The sequence below is a fragment of the Alteromonas sp. genome, from assembly GCF_984505615.1.
This window is the reverse complement of the sequence record NZ_CFHOXV010000003.1, coordinates 42,758-60,889: the sequence shown is the minus strand read 5'-3', so window position 1 is coordinate 60,889 and position 18,132 is coordinate 42,758. Positions and strand designations below refer to the sequence as shown.

The 18,132-nt window shown below is 49.2% G+C and carries 20 protein-coding genes; 11 read left to right on the top strand and 9 right to left on the bottom strand.

Annotated features, from left to right (window positions below; translation table 11 throughout):
* Window positions 1-5: 5 nt before the first annotated feature.
* From AC4PME_RS03400 to AC4PME_RS03365, 8 genes are all read right to left on the bottom strand, one after another.
* Window positions 6-545, bottom strand: a complete 540-nt coding sequence (locus AC4PME_RS03400; protein WP_119503437.1) for a rhomboid family intramembrane serine protease — start codon at window positions 543-545, stop codon at window positions 6-8.
* Window positions 546-549: 4 nt separating this feature from the next.
* Window positions 550-1,713 carry a glutathionylspermidine synthase family protein gene (locus AC4PME_RS03395; protein WP_491044931.1) on the bottom strand — a complete coding sequence of 388 codons (1,164 nt, stop codon included), beginning with the start codon at window positions 1,711-1,713 and terminating at the stop codon, window positions 550-552.
* A 4-nt stretch (window positions 1,714-1,717) separates the two neighbouring features.
* Window positions 1,718-2,329, bottom strand: coding sequence for a DUF1190 family protein (locus AC4PME_RS03390; protein WP_491044930.1), 612 nt, complete (start codon window positions 2,327-2,329; stop codon window positions 1,718-1,720).
* Between the two features lie 13 nt (window positions 2,330-2,342).
* The gene (locus AC4PME_RS03385; RefSeq protein ID WP_119502035.1) at window positions 2,343-2,759 is read right to left on the bottom strand and encodes a DUF350 domain-containing protein; all 417 of its coding nucleotides are present in this window, start codon (window positions 2,757-2,759) and stop codon (window positions 2,343-2,345) included.
* Window positions 2,760-2,777: 18 nt separating this feature from the next.
* Window positions 2,778-3,434 (bottom strand): YjfK family protein, encoded by a 657-nt coding sequence (locus tag AC4PME_RS03380; protein ID WP_491044929.1) that lies wholly within the window; start codon window positions 3,432-3,434, stop codon window positions 2,778-2,780.
* Between the two features lie 3 nt (window positions 3,435-3,437).
* Complete coding sequence (locus AC4PME_RS03375) at window positions 3,438-4,490, bottom strand: potassium channel family protein (protein WP_491044928.1); 1,053 nt, start codon at window positions 4,488-4,490, stop codon at window positions 3,438-3,440.
* 113 nt (window positions 4,491-4,603) lie between these two features.
* Window positions 4,604-5,284 carry a PspA/IM30 family protein gene (locus AC4PME_RS03370; protein WP_119502033.1) on the bottom strand — a complete coding sequence of 227 codons (681 nt, stop codon included), beginning with the start codon at window positions 5,282-5,284 and terminating at the stop codon, window positions 4,604-4,606.
* Window positions 5,285-5,301: 17 nt separating this feature from the next.
* A complete protein-coding gene (locus AC4PME_RS03365; RefSeq protein WP_119502032.1) occupies window positions 5,302-5,691 on the bottom strand; it encodes a DUF2170 family protein in 390 nt (129 codons plus the stop codon).
* A gap of 185 nt (window positions 5,692-5,876) precedes the next feature.
* On the opposite strand from AC4PME_RS03365, the gene AC4PME_RS03360 reads away from it, so the two are divergent.
* The 6 genes from AC4PME_RS03360 to secF all read left to right on the top strand — a co-directional run bounded on the left by AC4PME_RS03360 (window position 5,877) and on the right by secF (window position 11,893).
* Complete coding sequence (locus AC4PME_RS03360) at window positions 5,877-6,134, top strand: DUF6471 domain-containing protein (RefSeq protein WP_119502031.1); 258 nt, start codon at window positions 5,877-5,879, stop codon at window positions 6,132-6,134.
* Window positions 6,135-6,373: 239 nt separating this feature from the next.
* Entirely contained in the window at window positions 6,374-7,423 is a 1,050-nt protein-coding gene (gene queA / locus AC4PME_RS03355) for a tRNA preQ1(34) S-adenosylmethionine ribosyltransferase-isomerase QueA (protein WP_119502030.1), read from the top strand.
* Between the two features lie 139 nt (window positions 7,424-7,562).
* On the top strand, window positions 7,563-8,675 hold the full coding sequence (tgt, locus tag AC4PME_RS03350; RefSeq protein ID WP_119502029.1) for a tRNA guanosine(34) transglycosylase Tgt: 1,113 nt from the start codon (window positions 7,563-7,565) through the stop codon (window positions 8,673-8,675).
* Window positions 8,676-8,702: 27 nt separating this feature from the next.
* Window positions 8,703-9,041, top strand: a complete 339-nt coding sequence (gene yajC / locus AC4PME_RS03345) for a preprotein translocase subunit YajC (RefSeq protein ID WP_119502028.1) — start codon at window positions 8,703-8,705, stop codon at window positions 9,039-9,041.
* 53 nt (window positions 9,042-9,094) lie between these two features.
* Entirely contained in the window at window positions 9,095-10,939 is a 1,845-nt protein-coding gene (gene secD / locus AC4PME_RS03340; RefSeq protein ID WP_119502027.1) for a protein translocase subunit SecD, read from the top strand.
* A 12-nt stretch (window positions 10,940-10,951) separates the two neighbouring features.
* The gene (secF, locus tag AC4PME_RS03335) at window positions 10,952-11,893 is read left to right on the top strand and encodes a protein translocase subunit SecF (protein WP_491044927.1); all 942 of its coding nucleotides are present in this window, start codon (window positions 10,952-10,954) and stop codon (window positions 11,891-11,893) included.
* A gap of 226 nt (window positions 11,894-12,119) precedes the next feature.
* Here the strand turns inward: secF and suhB are convergent, their stop codons facing one another.
* Window positions 12,120-12,896 (bottom strand): inositol-1-monophosphatase, encoded by a 777-nt coding sequence (gene suhB / locus AC4PME_RS03330; RefSeq protein WP_119502025.1) that lies wholly within the window; start codon window positions 12,894-12,896, stop codon window positions 12,120-12,122.
* Between the two features lie 206 nt (window positions 12,897-13,102).
* Here suhB and trmJ point away from each other — a divergent pair, with 206 nt between their 5' ends.
* From trmJ to sufB, 5 genes are all read left to right on the top strand, one after another.
* A complete protein-coding gene (gene trmJ / locus AC4PME_RS03325; RefSeq protein WP_491529493.1) occupies window positions 13,103-13,816 on the top strand; it encodes a tRNA (cytosine(32)/uridine(32)-2'-O)-methyltransferase TrmJ in 714 nt (237 codons plus the stop codon).
* 10 nt (window positions 13,817-13,826) lie between these two features.
* On the top strand, window positions 13,827-14,648 hold the full coding sequence (gene cysE / locus AC4PME_RS03320; RefSeq protein WP_474847874.1) for a serine O-acetyltransferase: 822 nt from the start codon (window positions 13,827-13,829) through the stop codon (window positions 14,646-14,648).
* 102 nt (window positions 14,649-14,750) lie between these two features.
* On the top strand, window positions 14,751-15,239 hold the full coding sequence (gene iscR / locus AC4PME_RS03315; RefSeq protein ID WP_490708682.1) for a Fe-S cluster assembly transcriptional regulator IscR: 489 nt from the start codon (window positions 14,751-14,753) through the stop codon (window positions 15,237-15,239).
* Window positions 15,236-16,402, top strand: coding sequence for an IscS subfamily cysteine desulfurase (locus tag AC4PME_RS03310; RefSeq protein ID WP_491044926.1), 1,167 nt, complete (start codon window positions 15,236-15,238; stop codon window positions 16,400-16,402). Before iscR ends, AC4PME_RS03310 begins: the two co-directional genes overlap by 4 nt.
* Before the next feature lie 292 nt (window positions 16,403-16,694).
* Window positions 16,695-18,131 (top strand): Fe-S cluster assembly protein SufB, encoded by a 1,437-nt coding sequence (gene sufB, locus AC4PME_RS03305; RefSeq protein WP_303573030.1) that lies wholly within the window; start codon window positions 16,695-16,697, stop codon window positions 18,129-18,131.
* The last annotated feature ends 1 nt before the right edge of the window (window position 18,132 follow it).

Here is an 18,132-nt window from a genome sequence, read left to right as displayed (position 1 = left end):
ATCAATTACTTCACCCAAGCCCGTGCTGCGATGAGACCGCCAATAAATCCGAATAAATGATACTCGAAAGAAATAAACGCCTTTGTTGGCAGAATGCCAAACAACATACCGCCATACATAATGGCGACCAGCACAGAAATCACCAGGTAAGGGACTTTTCTGCTCATGAAGCCTGCCAGCAATAAAAAGCCAAAGTAGCCATACACCATGCCACTGGCACCGATATGGATTGCTGAGCGGCCGAATATCCATACGCCGAGACCGCCGGTGAGTAGAATGGTCAGGGTAGTCAGCCAGAATGTGCGGTTTCCCCACTGCATTGTTAACCACATAAACAGCATCAGTGGCACAAGATTCGTGATCAGATGGCTGGCAGATCCGTGTAAAAACGGCGCAGTAAAAATATAGGGCAGGTAAGGCAGTGCTCTGGGAATAATACCAAATTGATTCAGGCTGTTTCCGGTGAGGAGGTTCAGCGCTTCAATGAGAATGAGTACGCCGGCAATAATGGCAAGAAAGCGAAGCTGCTTTTTAAGTTGTGGCATAGGTTTACGCAATAATGTGTGGCAGATAACGGGATAAATCCTGAGTGATCTCACTGCTGTCTTCCCGCACAGACAAACCGGCAGGCATATCGTCTACCAGCCAGCTACCGATCAGTGTGTAATTTTCAGCAAACCGGGGCAGGGCAGTAAATGCCTGGATCACAACGCCTTCCTCTCCATACGGACCGTCGGAGAGTTTGGTTTGCTTACCATTTTCAATCAGACTGATATTTGCCCCTTCTCTTGAAAACAGCGGTTTTTGAATCCATTTGCCGGTTTCCAGGCCCGGCGCATTGTCCGGGAAATAGGCAGGCAACAGATTAGGATGGCCCGGAAACATTTCCCATAAAAGCGGTAACAGAGCCTTATTGGACAAAATGGCTTTCCATGGCGGTTCTATCCAGTTTGTACCGGCACCTGACAAGGCGTCGCCGAAACTCTCACGCAGCATGAATTCCCAGGGATAAAGCTTAAAGCACTCAGTAACGGGGTTGTCATGTAAATCAGTAAACGCGCCGGTATCGGCAAGGCCCATGTCTTCAATGTATAAAAATTCTGATTGCAGACCTGCCGCCTGAGCACAATCCTGCAAATATTGTACGGTGCCTCTGTCTTCTTCCGTATCCCGGCAACAGGCGAAATGCATGTTCCGGATGCGGTAGTAAGCCGCGATTTCTTCAAACCGGTGAACTAACTTTTCCTGTAAGGAATTAAACTGATCAGCGTGTCGGGGCAAATTTCCCCGGTCTACCTGCTGTTCAAGCCATAACCATTGCCAGAAGCCGGATTCATACAAGGACGTGGGCGTGTCTGCATTGTTTTCCAGCAGCTTAGCCGGACTTTTACCGTCATAGACTAAATCCAGCCGGGAATAGAGTGAGGGCGCGTTGTCCTGCCAGGACCGGAGAATGAATTCACGGTGAAGGGCGGGGATCTGAAAGCGGTTCAGCCACTCCTCGTCACGGATAACCTTATCTACTGCCGCCAGACACATCTGATGCAATTCAGCGGTAGGGTCTTCTATATCCTGCTCAATTTGTTTCAGTGAAAACTGATAATAAGCAGATTCATCCCAATACGGCTCGCCGTACATGGTATGAAAATGAAAGCCGTACTCAGCGGCCTGCTGCTTCCAGTCAGGCCGCTCTCTGAGCGGAATACGAAGCACGGGATCAGCTGCCCCAGCTTCCGGAACGGCTGCTGCTACCCCAGCTTGATTTGGCTCTCACAGAGCTACCGAAACCACCACGGCTGACAGTACGGGTAACGGTGGGCTTGGGTTTATAAACAGACGGACTGACTTTGTAGTTGCGTTTGCGGATGTCACCGTCAAATACATAGCCATCTGCAGTCACCCATTTTGAGCGGAACGGCGAGTACGGGGAATAAGAGGTATAAATGGGTTGTGAATAGTAAGGGCGGGGAGACAGTAACTGGCTGACCATAAACCCTGCCATAAACGGCATGAAGAAACTGCCACCTGAATTATTAACTTCACGGCACTGATTCGGACCGAATTCATACTCGCAGTCATATTCGGAATTAAAACGGGGACTGGTACGGGACGCTTCATCGAGGGCAGTCTGGTAAGCTGCATCGCAGCGTTCTGCTGCATCAGGATAATCCGTTTTACAATCTTCCAGCGAGGTATAAATCTGTGCATCCTGACGGTCGTCTGCACAACCGGTTGCCATTATACCGGCAATCCCTACGGCCAGTGGTTTGAGTGCAAAGCCTTTGCGCATTTTGTGCAAATCTATGTAACGACTTCTTTTCCGGGTCATATCTGTCTCCGAATCAGTATGTCATACAAGCAGCGTTCAGCAGACCCACTGCCACTGACATGGCAGCAAGCATGATCCCTGCGGATACTTCATTGTTGTTAATGCGTTCTGCTATCTTCGGCATAAAAGTAAAGCGCAGCAGTGCAAAGGCAAACGACTGGGCAACGATGGCAATCACGCCCCACAGCGCGAAATCCACAATGGATACTGCATTAGAAGCTGCACCAGAAAGGGCGATAGCGAAGCCAATCAATGCGCCGCCAAAACCGGTGGCTGCAGCCACGTTCTGCTCCTCTTTAACCAGTTTCCATTCATCATGCGGGGTGACCATGGCGTACACGATTTTAAATACAAATAAGAAGGCGACAGAGATAACAAAGTACAAGGCGAAATTATCCAGCCCTGCTAATGATTGAATGATAGTGTCCATGACGTACGTATCCTTTTATTAACCGTTAATAGTAATGTCGGCGGGTTCAATATCGAACCCGGTGCTTATCACCAGACAGCGGTCTGCATTGTGACCTACAATCTTTTCTTCACCGGCTACCAGCAGTGACTCTGTGCGGCCGTTATCAAGGGGACGTTCATACAGCATCATAAACTGGTCAGTTGTACTGACATCACCATCTTCTTCATAGGTGGTTTCAGTGACAGCAACCGGCGGTGATATTTCACCGACGGCGTCCCATACACGGTGATAATCGTGTCCGTTAAGCGTGTAAACGGGCTTTGAAATCACAGAACTTAATGCTTCTTGCCACTGGGCTTCATTGCCGATGGTTTTGGTTTCGTAAAAGTACCACAGCTTTACGTCGGTAATATGGTTTTCTGTAAGACCACCATCAGTGACAATTTGCAGGAAGCCGTCATCGTCAGTGTAATAACGCAGCAAAGTACCACCACTGTCCAGCGGGGCTTCTCCCACCGCCTGAATCAGTTGGGAACGGGCCGCGCCTTCGATGGTAAGTTGCGGTTCCAGCAGCTTAAGTTTCAGATCATCCAGTTCAAATGAACCGCCCAGATACAATCCCATGATTTCAGGAGATTTGGGTTTTGCTTTCTCTGTGTCTTTCTTACTTCTGCCAAACAATTTGCCAAACATTGATTACGCTCCTAATGTCTGCCAGTTAATATCGTTCAACCGGCTGCCGGCGATGTAAAACACTTTGTCACCGCCACTAATGGTATGTGAGAAATCAGGGTTGAGAACCATATTTTTATACACGCCGCCGGGGGCGTAGCCGATGAGAATCGCGTTATATTCACGCTTAAAATTATTAAACACATGCTCTACGGCAAGAGACTGGATATCCGCCGGAACCTGAGTCGAAAACTGCGCCTGTCCGTCGTCAACGCTGATTAAATCGTGATGCAACATACTGGAACCGGGATCAAAAGCCGCTTTCGCCAGCATTTCAACGGCCACTGAGGGTGTACACTCAACTTTCGGGCAATGCATCTGCAGCAGAGGAACAAGCGTGTCGTCAGTAAAGTACGCGACTTTGTGGGCATCCGGATTGCGGTTAGTGCAATAAAGGGCTGTGGTTAACGTCACGTCATCCTGCGGGTTGTCCATGAGAATGGTTCTTGCGGTGGCGACGCAGGCCTTGTCCATATCTTCGTCGCGGTTGAATGAATCAACTTTCACAAATTCAATTTTGTCCGGCATGGGGTTGTGAATATCTGCTTTTACACACAGCACGATTTCCGGTTTATCCGGCAGGGCTTCCCGCTCTTTAAGCAATAAATCCAGCAACAGCAGAGTTTTGTTTTCATTCCAGCCGATAACCAGAATGTGATTTTCAACATGTAATGGTTTCATTCCTAACAGTCCTCTTTGCCAGTGATGGCTCACCCATGCCGCAATGCGGCCCACTACCATCGCGAAAATACTCAATCCCACCGGAATTACATACAGCGATACGATAATTTTACCTGCCGGTGTGACCGGTGACAGATCGCCATAACCGACAGTTGAGGCGGTAACAGCCATCCAGTAAAAAAAGTCTGCATGGCTGGTCAGCGCTTCTTCTCCGGCCGCAGACAGCATCAACCATGCAAGTAAGCCGTAGATAAAGGTGATGGTGACAATGGTGTACCAGCGGGATTCGGAAAAATACCGCAGCATGAGTTTACGAATGTGGGTCCATGAAGCCATGGTGTATGGATGCGTCCCTGATGATTATTTCTGAGCTAAGCAGTATGACGTAAAAGCAATTTCCGGTGCAAGTCACAAAAAGTAAGGGGGCATGTCAGCCCCCTTAACATTAATTACTTACCCAGAATCCGGCTCAGTTCATCATCTGCAGATGATTTTCCGCCTTTGATACCTGCCTCAGACAGGCGTTTTTCCAGATCGCTGGTGGACTCTTCAGCCGCCAGCTCTTCGGCAGCCTGCAACTCAGCGGTGCGAAGTTTTTGTTTTTCCTGAATCCGCGATAAGGATTCTGTCGCGGTCTTCATTTTGCTATTAGCACCCATGTGGCGCGAAGATACCGCCACCTGCGCTTTTTGCACGCTTTCTGTGGCCTTTACCATATCCACCTGTTGTTCCAGGCGGCGCAGGTTTGCTTTGGCCTGCTGAATATTTTGTGCCAGTTGCTTCTCGGATTGTTTGAACTGGTCCAGGTACTGTTGTTCCTGCTCCTGTTCCGCTTTTAAATCAGACACTTTCTGTGCACAATCCAGTGCCAGTTGACGGTCTGTTTCAACCGCTTTGCGGGCATGGGCTTCGTACTCAGCAATAGACGCGCTGAAGCTGTCTACTTTCTGTTGCGATAATTTGCATTTCGCCAGGATTTGCGTGCGGGCGTGGTCAGATTTACGTAACTCTTCTTTCGCTTCACGGATCTCCTGCTCAAGAATTCTGATTGCCTGACTGTCGGCTACGGCTTGCGCAGCTTCAGTGGCACCACCTTTCACAGCTGTTACTAATTTTTTCCAAACAGACATTCGCTTCTCCTGTCAGGTTATTTTAAATGCGTTTCGTAGGCATCTAAGAAAGACGCTACGTTTTGAAACAAGGTTTCAACTTCGATCACGATACTTTCAGGCTTTGACTGGGCACTCAGTGCGCCAAAAGCTGTGTAGTATTCATCACCACCAATGGTAGAAATACCTACTGTCGTCAGCGGAAATACCATGTGCGTTGACAGAATCTCATGATCCAAAGCCGGCTTGTCTTTTACATCGGAAGCCGGGAATAACAGACTTTCCACCAGGATTTGCTCGCCACTCAGTGCCAGCCAGGCATCAATGCCATCCTGATTAGCAATGAGAAGGCAGCCTTCTTCACGGGTGATGACAAAGTCGTCGTGTTCTTGCAAGAGGGATTCAAGCTTTTCCAGATCCCACGTCATAACGTCTCTCCTTTACGATTGAAGCGAAAATGTCGACAACACTGTAAACGACTTTTAAAGTGCACGACAACATTCACGGGGTTCAGTGTAGACAGGTTGGGGCAAAGTAGTCAATAATCAATACCTCTCTTATGTGTAAAAAAGTGTGTTTTTGTAAAAAATAACTCACAAATGGTGGTTTTCTGATGGCGAAAAATAATTGGCGGCAAGCGGTGGCAAGGCTGGTAAAGTCAGAAATGTCGGTGAGAGGTGTTAAATATCAGGCACTTAGTGACCGGTTAGCCGAAATTGGGGTGGAGCAGAGTGCAGATAACCTGCGAAACAAAGTGAATAAAGGTATTATGGGAGCGGATTTGTTTTTGCAGATCATGATGGTGCTAAATGCCCGGCCACTTGCTATGCAGGCCGTTGGTGACATTCTTAACGATATGGATGATGACTGAGACGTCTACCCGGGTAATCGGGGATTAAGGTAATCCTGTGAAACAGATAAAAAAAACCCGGTAAAGCTACCGGGTCAGAATAGGATCTGTTTGGGAGAACATCATCACTATCTGTACGTATCTTAAGCGTTTAAGTCCGCGCTGTATAATGTTTATGCGTATTTCGGTATATATATAGTTATTTAAAAATATACGTGCGTATATTTACGAGTTTTAATTTACTGATTTTGAAGTGAAAAATGAAGTTATCTGATTTTAGTTTCGAGCTGCCAGAGCATTTGATTGCCAAATATCCTACAGAAAAACGTCGTGCCAGCCGTCTTCTGTGCCTGGATGGGAATACCGGTTCAGTTAAACATCAGCAGTTCGCTGAGATGCTGTCTCTGGTAGATGAAGGTGACTTGCTGGTATTCAATAATACCCGGGTAATTCCTGCGCGGCTGAGAGGTAAAAAAGCCTCCGGCGGCCAGGTGGAAGTGCTGGTGGAGCGGATCTTAGATAATAATCAGGTACTGGCCCACGTGCGTGCCAGTAAGGCGCCCAAACCCGGTACTCAGTTGTTGCTGGAAGAAAAGGTGCACGTCACCGTGACGGGCAGGGAAGGCGCGCTATTTCTCATTCATTTTGATGATGCGGCTTCAGTACTTTCTCAACTTGAGCAATATGGCCATATGCCGCTGCCTCCTTACATAGACCGTGCTGATGAAAGCAGTGATAAAGAGCGTTACCAGACTGTTTATAATCAGAAGCCCGGCGCAGTGGCTGCACCGACAGCCGGATTACATTTTGACGACGACATGCTGACCGCCCTGCGGGCTAAAGGTGTGAATCTGGCGTTTGTTACTCTGCACGTCGGGGCCGGCACATTTCAGCCGGTGCGTGTTGACAATATTCAGGAACACGTTATGCACTCGGAGTATGCCGAAGTGCCGCAGAATGTGACAGACGCCGTAGTGGCTACTAAAGCTGCAGGTAAACGGGTTATTGCCGTGGGTACCACTTCGGTGCGTTCGCTGGAGTCGGCTGCAAAAGCCGCCGGTGATGATCTGATCCGGCCTTTCTTTGATGATACTGATATTTTCATCTACCCGGGATTCAATTTTAAAGTCGTGGATGCCATGTTCACGAACTTTCATTTGCCGGAGTCCACACTGATGATGTTGATCAGTGCATTTGCCGGCAGAGAACATGTCATGAAAGCCTATCAGGATGCCATTGCAAATGAATACCGTTTCTTCAGTTACGGCGACAGCATGTTCATTGAAAAAGCGCAAAGCCAGCCGGTATAAAGAGCAGGGTTGCGTTTAATTTCAGGGTTACCGCGCTGCAGAGCATGATCTGTACGCTGAAACTGGTATAATCGCCGCCAAATTTTTTATTTACGCCAGCTGCGTATCGCCCGCTGGTGATTTCGGGATACAGTTTTTAATGCAATTTGAACTACTTAAAACCGATGGCAAAGCCAGACGCGGCCGTCTGGTATTCGACAGAGGCGTGGTAGAAACACCGGCTTTTATGCCTGTAGGCACCTACGGTACCGTAAAAGGGATGACCCCTGAAGAGCTGAAGGACAGCGGCGCGCACATTTGCCTGGGCAATACTTTCCATCTGATGTTGCGTCCGGGCACCGGTATCATAAAGCAACACGGTGATCTTCATGATTTTATGCACTGGGATAAGCCAATCCTTACCGACTCCGGTGGTTTCCAGGTGTTCAGTCTTGGCGACTTGCGCAAGATCACCGAAGAAGGCGTGACCTTCCGTTCACCGATCAATGGTGAAAAAATCTTGCTGACACCTGAAAAATCCATGGAAGTGCAGCGGGATCTCGGCTCTGATATCGTCATGATCTTTGATGAATGTACTCCTTATCCGGCAACGGAACAGGAAGCGCGGATCTCTATGGAGCTTTCTTTGCGCTGGGCCAAACGCAGTAAAGAAGCCCACGGCGATAATCCGTCGGCATTGTTTGGTATTGTGCAGGGCGGTATGTATGAAGGTCTTCGTGACGTATCGCTGGCCGGCCTTGAAGAGATTGGCTTTGATGGTTACGCCATTGGCGGTTTGTCTGTGGGTGAGCCCAAAGAGGACATGATCCGCATTATTGAACACACGGCACCTAAAATTCCGCAGGACAAGCCCCGTTATCTGATGGGGGTGGGTAAACCGGAAGATTTAGTGGAGTCCGTTCGTCGCGGCATTGATATGTTTGACTGCGTAATGCCAACACGGAACGCCCGCAACGGTCATCTGTTTGTCACTGAAGGTGTGGTAAAAATCCGCAACGCCAAACATCGCAACGATACGTCACCACTGGACGAAAACTGCGATTGTTACACTTGTAAAAACTATTCACGCTCATATCTCCATCATTTGGACAAATGTAATGAGATCCTGGGCGCCCGTCTGAATACGATTCACAACCTGCGGTATTACCAGCGTGTCATGCAAGGTTTGCGTGATGCCATTGACGCAGATGATTTAGACGGATTCGTAAAAGAATTTTACGCACAAAAAGGTTTGCCGGTTCCGGCACTATAACAACAACATTTAAAAAATGAGGAAATTATGAGCTTGTTTATTTCTAACGCTTACGCGCAATCCGCCGGTGGTCAACCACAGGGTGGCGGTTTCGAAATGCTCATTATGCTGGGTGTATTCGGTCTTATCTTCTACTTCCTGCTTTACCGCCCGCAAGCCAAGCGTGTTAAAGAGCATAAAAACCTGGTCTCTTCACTGGGCAAAGGAGATGAAATTCTCACCCAGGGTGGCCTGGTAGGACGCATCACTAAGGTATCTGAAGAAAAAGACTTTATTGAAATTGCGTTAAACGATGAAACCAATATCGTCATCCAGAAAACCTCTGTTTCTGCAGTGCTGCCAAAAGGCACGATGAAATCGATTTAAGCTATGCTGCCAGAGCCGGGATTTTCCCGGCTCTCTGGTAAAAGGAAGTTCCTGTGTTAAATAAAAACTCGATCTGGAAAGTGCTGGTGGTCATTTTTATTATTGGCCTCTGTGCATTATATGCACTTCCCAACATTTACGGTGAAGATAACGCCGTGCAGATTTCTGCCGGACGCGATGCCAAAGTTGATGAACAACTGGTTACCCGCGTTCAGGATGCACTGAAAGCCAACAATATCAGTGTTAAGAAAACCGAATTCGAAAACGAGCAAATCCTGGTTCGCCTGAACAGCAGTGATGCTCAGCTTCGCGCCCGTGAATTACTCGAAAAAGAACTGGGTACGGATTATTACGTCGCTATGAACCTGGCGCCGGATACGCCGGAATGGCTGGAAAACCTGGGTGGTTCTCCCATGAAGCTGGGTCTGGATTTGCGTGGCGGTGTTCACTTTCTGATGGAAGTGGATATGAGCGAGGCAATCAAGAAATCTCTGGAAGATGCAGAAAACGGTTTCAGAACCTCTCTGCGTGAAGAAGGTCTGCGCTACCGTACCGTGTCTCAGCATGATGATTATCTGGATATCACGTTCCGTGATCAGGAGACGCTGGAAAAAGCAGAGTTCTTCCTGCGCAACCAGAATCGTGACCTGAGCTTTGAAGAAGTGGAAGGCATGAAATTACGCGCCGCTTTCTCTGAGGCCAAATTATCTGAAATCCGTGATAACGCAGTAAAACAAAACATCACCATCATCCGTAACCGTGTAAACCAGTTAGGTGTTGCTGAGCCTGTTGTTCAGAAACAGGGCGCAGACCGGATTGTGGTGCAGTTACCGGGTATTCAGGATACCGCACGGGCAAAAGAAATTTTGAATGCCACTGCAACGCTGGAATTCCGCATGGTGGACTTAGACCACGACGTTGCTGATGCTGTTAATGGCCGTGTGCCGGCCGGGTCTCAACTGATTAACGACCAGAGCGGCCGTCCTCAGTTGCTTGAAAAACGCATCATGCTTACCGGTAACCACATTACTGACGCAAACAGCGGCGTTGATGAATACGGTATCCCGCAGGTAAACATCTCGCTGGATTCCGAGGGTGGTAACAAGATGTCCCGTTCTACCCGCAGCAATATCGGCAAGCCCATGGCGACGGTTTTCATCGAGTACAAGTCGACCGGTGAACGTAATGACGCCGGTAAACTGATTTTCGAAAAGCATGAAGAAGTGATCAGTATCGCAACGATTCGTGCGCAGTTGGGCAGCAGCTTCCGTATTACCGGTCTGGATTCTCCGAAAGAAGCCCGTGACCTGTCTTTACTGCTTCGTGCCGGAGCATTGATTGCCCCCATTCAAATTGTTGAAGAACGTACCGTTGGCCCAAGTCTGGGAGCAGAAAACATCGCAATGGGTATGCAGGCCATCGTTTGGGGTCTGGCAGCGGTTCTGATTTTCATGATTGTTTACTACAAAGCGTTTGGCCTGATTGCCAATGTGGCTCTGGTGAGCAACCTGGTGATCATCATCGGTGTGATGTCTATGATCCCCGGCGCGACCCTGACCTTACCGGGTATGGCGGGTATTGTATTGACCGTTGGTATGGCGGTAGACGCCAACGTACTGATTTTCGAGCGTATTCGCGAAGAACTTCGTGACGGACGCAGTCCTCAGCAAGCCATTCATATGGGCTATGACAGTGCGTTTTCTACCATCCTGGATGCAAACGTGACTACCTTTATTGCCGGTATGATCCTGTTTGCTGTGGGTACTGGTCCGATTAAAGGCTTCTCCATCACGCTGATGATTGGTATTGCGACATCCATGTTCACCGCTATTCTGGTGACCCGTGTGATCACCAATGCAATCTGGGGCGGCCGCCGCGTCACTTCGCTGCCGATATAAGGAACCGTTACTATGCAATTTTTATCTTTGAACCATACGGTTAACTTTATGCGGTTGCGTGTAGCAACCATGATCCTGTCAACTGTGCTTATCCTCGGCTCACTGGTGTCGCTGGGCATGAACAGTCTGAACTGGGGTCTGGACTTCACAGGCGGAACACTCATTGAAGTGGGTTATGAAGAATCCGCTGATCTTGAGAAAATTCGTTCTGAGCTGGCCGGAGCAGATTTTGCTGATGCCGTTGTGCAAAACTTTGGAAGCAGTCAGGATGTGCTTATCCGCATCGCGCCCCGGGATGGTGTAAAAGCCTCTGCCATTGGCGACCAGGTACTTGCTGCACTGCGTGCTGACGGTGAAACCGTAGACATGCGTCGTATTGAGTTCGTTGGTCCGCAGGTGGGTGATGAACTGACAGAGCAGGGCGGTCTCGCCATGCTGGTGGCACTGCTGTGTATTCTTGTGTACGTTGCCATGCGGTTCGAATGGCGCTTTGCACTGGGTTCTGTGGCCGCGCTGGTACACGACGTTATTCTTACACTGGGTTTGTTTTCTGTACTGCAAATCGAATTTGATCTGACAGTACTGGCCGCTGTGCTGGCGGTTATCGGTTACTCGCTGAACGATACCATCGTTGTGTGCGACCGTATCCGTGAAAACTTCCGCAAAATCCGTAAGGGTGAACCGGTTGAGATCGTGAACATTTCTCTGTCACAAACTTTAAACCGGACCATCATCACCTCTCTAACTACCGTGCTGGTACTGATTGCGCTCTTCTATAAAGGTGGTGCGCTAATCCACGGATTTGCCACTGCACTGCTGTTCGGTATTGCTGTCGGTACATATTCTTCAATCTACATCGCCAGTTCAGTTGCTCTGGCACTGGGGATCAGTAAAGAAGATCTGATGCCTCCGCAGGTAGAGAAAGAAGGTGCCGATATGGACCCGCTTCCGTAAACAAATACGGGAGTACGATATTGAAGAAGGTCGCTTTATAAGCGGCCTTTTTTATGACCTGTTTGGCTTTATTAAATGACGGTTTGTATAGGGTGGAATGTGGACAGCCGTTAAAAGTTACAGCACCTTTTCAGGGCAGCAATAACAAAAAAGGCCAGCGGGTTTGCGCTGGCCTTTGAAAGCATTTTAACTTCCGTGGAAGTGTGCTTCTTGATTCAGATGCTTCTTATTTCAGATGCTTTACCAGGCCCTGAACCACTTTCGGGCTGCCGGCTACGATTTCACCTTTGTAAAGCGGGTCGTTGTTACCTTTAAAATCAGTTACCAGGCCGCCTGCTTCACGCACCAGCAGTTCACCTGCTGCAATGTCCCATGCCTTAATACCACGTTCCCAGTAACCGTCTACACGGCCGGCTGCAACGTAAGCCAGATCCAACGCTGCACTGCCAGCGCGGCGGATATCGCCACATTCGTGGAAGATTTTGTTAAGGCCTAGGGCATACTCACCAAATTGTGCTTTGTTTTTAAACGGCAGGGCAGTAGCCAGAACAGTTTCAGTGAGATCGCGGGGTTTGGTTACACGGATACGGTAGCCGTTCAACTGGGCACCCTGACCACGGCTGGCGGTGAAAATTTCACTGCGGATTGGATCAAAAACAACAGCCTGGTCAAGACGACCTTTGTGCAGAAGAGCAATGGAAACACAGAAATGGGGGATACCTTTTACAAAGTTGGTGGTTCCGTCCAGTGGATCAATAACCCACTGAAAATCTGAATCCTTACCGTGGGTTTCGCCACTTTCTTCACCCAGAAAGCTGTGATCCGGGTAAGACTGCTGAATTTTGTTGATAATCGCCTTTTCGGCTTCTTTGTCGATTTGCGTTACGTAGTCATTGGCGCCTTTCACTTCTTTCGTCAGGTCAGCACGATTCTCAAAACCGCGCACAATGATTGTTCCGGCAACACGCGCAGCGCGCACCGCAATATTCAGCATAGGATGCATAAGTAAACCACCAATTGTAAAAGATCATAGTAAACGTTGTACGGAAATTGACCATACACGTTGAAAGCGCGCGAAGTTTAACAGAGCCGCTAAAATATGCAATGGCCGGCGGCGAAAAAACGGCCCCGGCAGGGCGGGGTAAATAGCCATCCAGAAAGCTATTGTGCTATTATCCGCCACCCGCGAAACAGGTGAAGGTAACACGCATGCTCGACAACATCCGGATAGTACTGGTTAATACATCCCACACAGGCAATATTGGTTCAACCGCAAGGGCGATGAAAACCATGGGCCTGAGTAACCTGTATCTGGTTGATCCTGTGAGTGCGCCGGATGGCCACGCCAGTGCATTAGCTGCCGGCGCAGGTGATGTGCTGGCAAATGCGAAAACTGTAGCCACGCTTCAGGAAGCGGTTGCTGACTGCGGACTGGTCGTAGGGACTTCTGCACGTTCAAGAACTCACTCCTGGCCAATGCTGGAACCCCGCAGCTGCGGTCGTAAACTGATTGAAGAAGTGCCGGATTATCCGGTGGCACTGGTTTTTGGCCGTGAGAATAATGGCCTGACGAATGAAGAATTGCAGCAATGCCATTTCCATGTGTGCATTCCCGCTAATCCGGAATACAGCTCACTGAATCTTGCCGCCGCAGTACAGACATTATGCTATGAAGTGCGCATGGCGTGGCTGGAGAAAGATGCGTTCCCGCCCACTGAAAATGACTACCCGTTAAACGAAGATCTGGAACGTTTTTACCAGCACCTCGAACAAACCCGTACCGGTACAAACTTTATTGTTAAGAACCATCCGGGCATGGTGATGACCAAATTACGCCGTCTGTTTAACCGTGCCCGTCCGGAAAGTCAGGAACTGAATATTCTGCGCGGCATTTTGTCGTCCATCGACAAAGCCGTAAAGTGAGGGGTGTACTGTGTTTCCGCGAATAAAAGAAGATATAAAAGGCGTCTTTCACCGTGACCCTGCGGCAAGGAATACCTTTGAAGTACTGACCAATTACCCCGGCCTGCATGCTATCTGGCTGCACAGGATCAGTCATAAACTGTGGAAACACGACTTAAAATGGCTGGCGCGCACGTTGTCTACGTTCAGCCGCTGGTTAACAGGTATCGAAATTCACCCGGGCGCCACACTTGGCAGACGAGTATTCATCGACCATGGCATGGGTGTGGTCATTGGTGAAACGGCGGTTATTGGTGATGACGTCACTTTGTATCATGGTGTAACGCTGGGTGGTACAAGCTGGAAGGCCGGAAAACGTCATCCTACCCTGGAGAAAAACGTGGTCGTCGGTGCCGGTGCGAAAGTGCTTGGCCCCATCGTGATTGCTGAAGGGGCAAAAATCGGCTCTAACTCGGTTGTTGTCAAGGATACACCGGCCGGAGCAACGGTGGTGGGCATTCCCGGACGCATCGTCAAAACCCAAAAAACTGCATCAGATGATCCGCAAGTTACCCGTCGTCACCAGATTGCCGAGAAATACGGTTTTGATGCCTACGCCGTTTCTACTGACAATCCCGACCCGGTTGCCAATGCCATGGGCGTTATGCTTGAGCATATTCACCAGATGGACAATAAGGTGGAAGAACTTTGCGGCGTAATCCGCGCAATGGGCGGTGATGTGTGTACTGACAATCTGCATGCCATTAAAGCTGAAGACTTCGCTGATACCGGGATTGATCCTGTGGTGCCTCAACAGGGTGAAGTGCAGGACGATTTTGACCCGAAAATCTGATTAAGCTGATAGATAATACCTGACTAATTTACCAGGTTAAATACTTGACCATTTTAGTCGGGAATGTAACAATTCCCGCCTGAAAAAGGCTGGGAGAAAGTCATGAAATTAACGTCAAAAGGGCGCTACGCCGTTACAGCTATGCTGGATGTTGCGTTGCATTCAACCCGCGGTCCCGTGCCGCTGGCTGACATTTCCGAGCGTCAGGAAATTTCATTATCATATTTAGAGCAACTGTTCTCCAGACTTCGTAAAGAGAAGCTGGTCGACAGTGTACGTGGTCCGGGCGGCGGTTATTTGCTGGGCCGCGATGCCATGCGAATTGCTGTGGGTGAAGTCATCCGCGCCGTTGATGAATCCGTTGATGCTACCCGCTGCCAGGGACAGGCTGATTGTCAGGGCGGTGAACGTTGCCTGACTCACAGCCTCTGGCAGGATCTGAGCGACCGTATCAGCGTGTTTCTGGATTCCATTACGTTGGGTGAACTGATGTCTCAGCGTGAAGTGCAGGAAGTGGCCGGCCGCCAGGACAAGCAAACATCCATCATTAAACCTCTGGACGACATCAAGGTTAGCATTCAGTTGTCATGACTCAAGCCCGAACACAACCCGTTTATTTAGATTATGCCGCCACCACACCGGTTGATCCCCGTGTGGCAGAGAAAATGATGGCGTGCTTAACCATGGACGGAAACTTTGGAAATCCTGCCTCCCGTACGTATCGCTACGGCTGGGTTGCTGAAGAGGCGGTAGATATCGCCCGTAATCAGATTGCTGATGTATTCAATTGCGATCCCAGAGAAATTGTTTTTACCTCGGGAGCCACTGAATCCAACAACCTGGCGATAAAAGGTGCTGCTGAAGCTAACCTGAGCAAGGGCAGGCATATCATTACCGTTAACACTGAACATAAAGCCGTGCTGGATACCTGCGATGCACTGGCTGAAAGAGGCTTTGAAGTTACGGTACTGGCTGTGGACAGCGATGGTCTCATTACCCCTGAACAGATTGCCGGCGCTATGCGGGACGATACCATTCTGGTGAGCGTAATGCATGCGAACAATGAAATCGGTGTGATTCAGGATATTGCAGCCATCGGTAAGCTATGTCGCGAAAGAGACATACTGTTTCATGTGGATGCTGCACAATCTGCCGGAAAGCTGCCGCTGGATCTCAGTGAACTTGATATTGATTTGCTGTCAGTGTCAGCACACAAAATATATGGTCCGAAAGGTATTGGCGCGTTGTATGTGCGTCGTCGCCCTAAAGCGAAAATCTCCGCTCAAATTCATGGCGGAGGCCATGAGCGGGGCATGCGTTCCGGCACACTGCCTGTTCACCAGATAGTTGGAATGGGTGAAGCCTTTGCTCTGGCTGAGGCCGGAATGGCTGAGGAAAGTCAGCGGATACGTGGTTTACGTGACCAGCTGTGGCAGGGCATCAGCCAGTTAGACAACGTATATCTTAATGGTCACGCAGAGCAGCGCTTGCCGGGAAATCTGAATGTCAGCTTTGGTGGCGTAGATGGCGAAAGCTTAATGATGGCACTGAATGATATTGCCGTATCATCAGGTTCTGCATGTACATCTGCCAGCCTTGAGCCGTCTTATGTACTGGCTGCACTGGGCATGAGTGCGGAACTGGCGCACAGCGGGATCCGCTTTACGGTTGGACGTTATACCACACAGGCTGACATTGAATACGTGATCAGCAAGGTAAGCAGTGTGGTTACCACACTTCGCAGCGCACAGTAGCAAGCACAAACGACCGGGCGGTTGGCCATATCACAACCGCGTAAACATTGAACTGACGGCCTGTTTCGGGCATGATGCGCACGCTTTTTCCGGCGCGGCATCAGCGGTCTGTCAGCGTATAGCGCCCGGAGCAATTCTTGAGTGGTTTACTCAGGTATTATACAATTTAACCGATTTATCGCGCTGGTCCGGCTGACAAACAATGTTTTGTTTTCAGTGATGCAAAGCAAGACCGACATGGCTTTGTAATGAAATGGACCCGCAATTTCAGGCAAACAGGTGAGATCCAATAATGAGTGAACAGATCGATCAGGCACTATCGCGTAAGTACGATGCCGGTTTCTATTCTGAAATCGAATCGGAAACCTTCGAAAGTGGACTGGACGAATCCGTTATCCGACGCATTTCAGAAATGAAAGGTGAGCCGGAGTGGATGCTTGAATGGCGTTTAAAAGCCTACAACGCATGGCTGCAAATGGAAGAACCGGAGTGGGCCCATGTGGAGTATCCTAAAGTGGACTTCCAGGCTATTTCTTACTATTCCGCACCGAAGAGTATGAAGGACAAACCTAAGTCGCTTGACGAGGTTGACCCTGAACTGCTGCGTACCTACGAGAAACTGGGTATTCCTCTGCACGAGCAGGAAATGCTGGCGGGTGTTGCTGTCGATGCGGTATTCGATTCTGTGTCCGTTGTGACCACATTCCGTGAAAAGCTGGAAGAGGCCGGTGTTATCTTTTGCCCGATTTCTGAAGCTGTCCACAAGTATCCTGAGCTCATTAAGAAGTACCTTGGCTCCGTGGTACCGCGTACAGACAACTTCTATGCTGCACTGAATGGTGCGGTGTTCACCGATGGTTCATTCGTATTTATTCCAAAAGGCGTTCGTTGCCCGATGGAACTGTCGACCTATTTCCGTATTAATGAACAAAATACCGGTCAGTTTGAGCGTACACTGATTGTTGCCGAAGAAGGCAGTTACGTATCGTATCTTGAAGGCTGTACTGCACCTCAGCGCGACGAGAACCAGCTGCACGCAGCGGTTGTTGAACTGGTCGCCATGGATGACGCACAAATTAAGTACTCAACGGTGCAGAACTGGTATCCGGGTGACGAAGACGGTAAAGGCGGTATTTATAACTTCGTAACCAAACGCGGTATTTGTCACACCAATGCCAAGATTTCCTGGACTCAGGTTGAGACCGGTTCTTCAGTTACCTGGAAGTATCCTTCCTGTGTACTTAAAGGTGATAACAGCGTGGGGGAATTCTACTCTGTAGCGCTGACCCGTGGACGTCAGCAGGCTGATACCGGTACGAAAATGATTCACCTGGGTAAAAATACCCGCTCCACCATTATCTCGAAAGGGATCTCCGCAGGTAAGAGCAATAATGCGTACCGTGGTCTGGTGCAGATGGGCCCCCGTGCAGACGGTGCCCGTAACTTTACCGAATGTGACTCGCTGTTAATCGGCGATCAGTGCGGTGCACACACATTCCCGTATATTGAAAGCAGAAACCCTACCGCCATCGTAGAGCACGAAGCGACAACGTCGAAAGTGAGCGATGAGCAGTTATTCTTATGCCAGCAACGTGGTCTGGACGCGGAAAAGGCCGTGTCGATGATCGTAAACGGTTTCTGTAAAGAAGTATTCAAAGAGCTACCAATGGAATTTGCCGTTGAAGCTGGCAAGCTGCTCGAAATTAGTCTTGAAGGTTCAGTGGGGTAAT

What these genes read in the sequence shown, in the direction of transcription:
- AC4PME_RS03400 (WP_119503437.1), bottom strand. Translation starts at nt 545, where the DNA reads ATGCCACAACTTAAAAAGCAGCTTCGCTTTCTTGCCATTATTGCCGGC.
- AC4PME_RS03390 (WP_491044930.1), bottom strand. Translation starts at nt 2,329, where the DNA reads ATGACCCGGAAAAGAAGTCGTTACATAGATTTGCACAAAATGCGCAAA.
- AC4PME_RS03385 (WP_119502035.1), bottom strand. Translation starts at nt 2,759, where the DNA reads ATGGACACTATCATTCAATCATTAGCAGGGCTGGATAATTTCGCCTTG.
- AC4PME_RS03380 (WP_491044929.1), bottom strand. Translation starts at nt 3,434, where the DNA reads ATGTTTGGCAAATTGTTTGGCAGAAGTAAGAAAGACACAGAGAAAGCA.
- AC4PME_RS03375 (WP_491044928.1), bottom strand. Translation starts at nt 4,490, where the DNA reads ATGGCTTCATGGACCCACATTCGTAAACTCATGCTGCGGTATTTTTCC.
- AC4PME_RS03370 (WP_119502033.1), bottom strand. Translation starts at nt 5,284, where the DNA reads ATGTCTGTTTGGAAAAAATTAGTAACAGCTGTGAAAGGTGGTGCCACT.
- AC4PME_RS03365 (WP_119502032.1), bottom strand. Translation starts at nt 5,691, where the DNA reads ATGACGTGGGATCTGGAAAAGCTTGAATCCCTCTTGCAAGAACACGAC.
- AC4PME_RS03360 (WP_119502031.1), top strand. Translation starts at nt 5,877, where the DNA reads ATGGCGAAAAATAATTGGCGGCAAGCGGTGGCAAGGCTGGTAAAGTCA.
- queA (WP_119502030.1), top strand. Translation starts at nt 6,374, where the DNA reads ATGAAGTTATCTGATTTTAGTTTCGAGCTGCCAGAGCATTTGATTGCC.
- tgt (WP_119502029.1), top strand. Translation starts at nt 7,563, where the DNA reads ATGCAATTTGAACTACTTAAAACCGATGGCAAAGCCAGACGCGGCCGT.
- yajC (WP_119502028.1), top strand. Translation starts at nt 8,703, where the DNA reads ATGAGCTTGTTTATTTCTAACGCTTACGCGCAATCCGCCGGTGGTCAA.
- secF (WP_491044927.1), top strand. Translation starts at nt 10,952, where the DNA reads ATGCAATTTTTATCTTTGAACCATACGGTTAACTTTATGCGGTTGCGT.
- suhB (WP_119502025.1), bottom strand. Translation starts at nt 12,896, where the DNA reads ATGCATCCTATGCTGAATATTGCGGTGCGCGCTGCGCGTGTTGCCGGA.
- trmJ (WP_491529493.1), top strand. Translation starts at nt 13,103, where the DNA reads ATGCTCGACAACATCCGGATAGTACTGGTTAATACATCCCACACAGGC.
- iscR (WP_490708682.1), top strand. Translation starts at nt 14,751, where the DNA reads ATGAAATTAACGTCAAAAGGGCGCTACGCCGTTACAGCTATGCTGGAT.
- AC4PME_RS03310 (WP_491044926.1), top strand. Translation starts at nt 15,236, where the DNA reads ATGACTCAAGCCCGAACACAACCCGTTTATTTAGATTATGCCGCCACC.
- sufB (WP_303573030.1), top strand. Translation starts at nt 16,695, where the DNA reads ATGAGTGAACAGATCGATCAGGCACTATCGCGTAAGTACGATGCCGGT.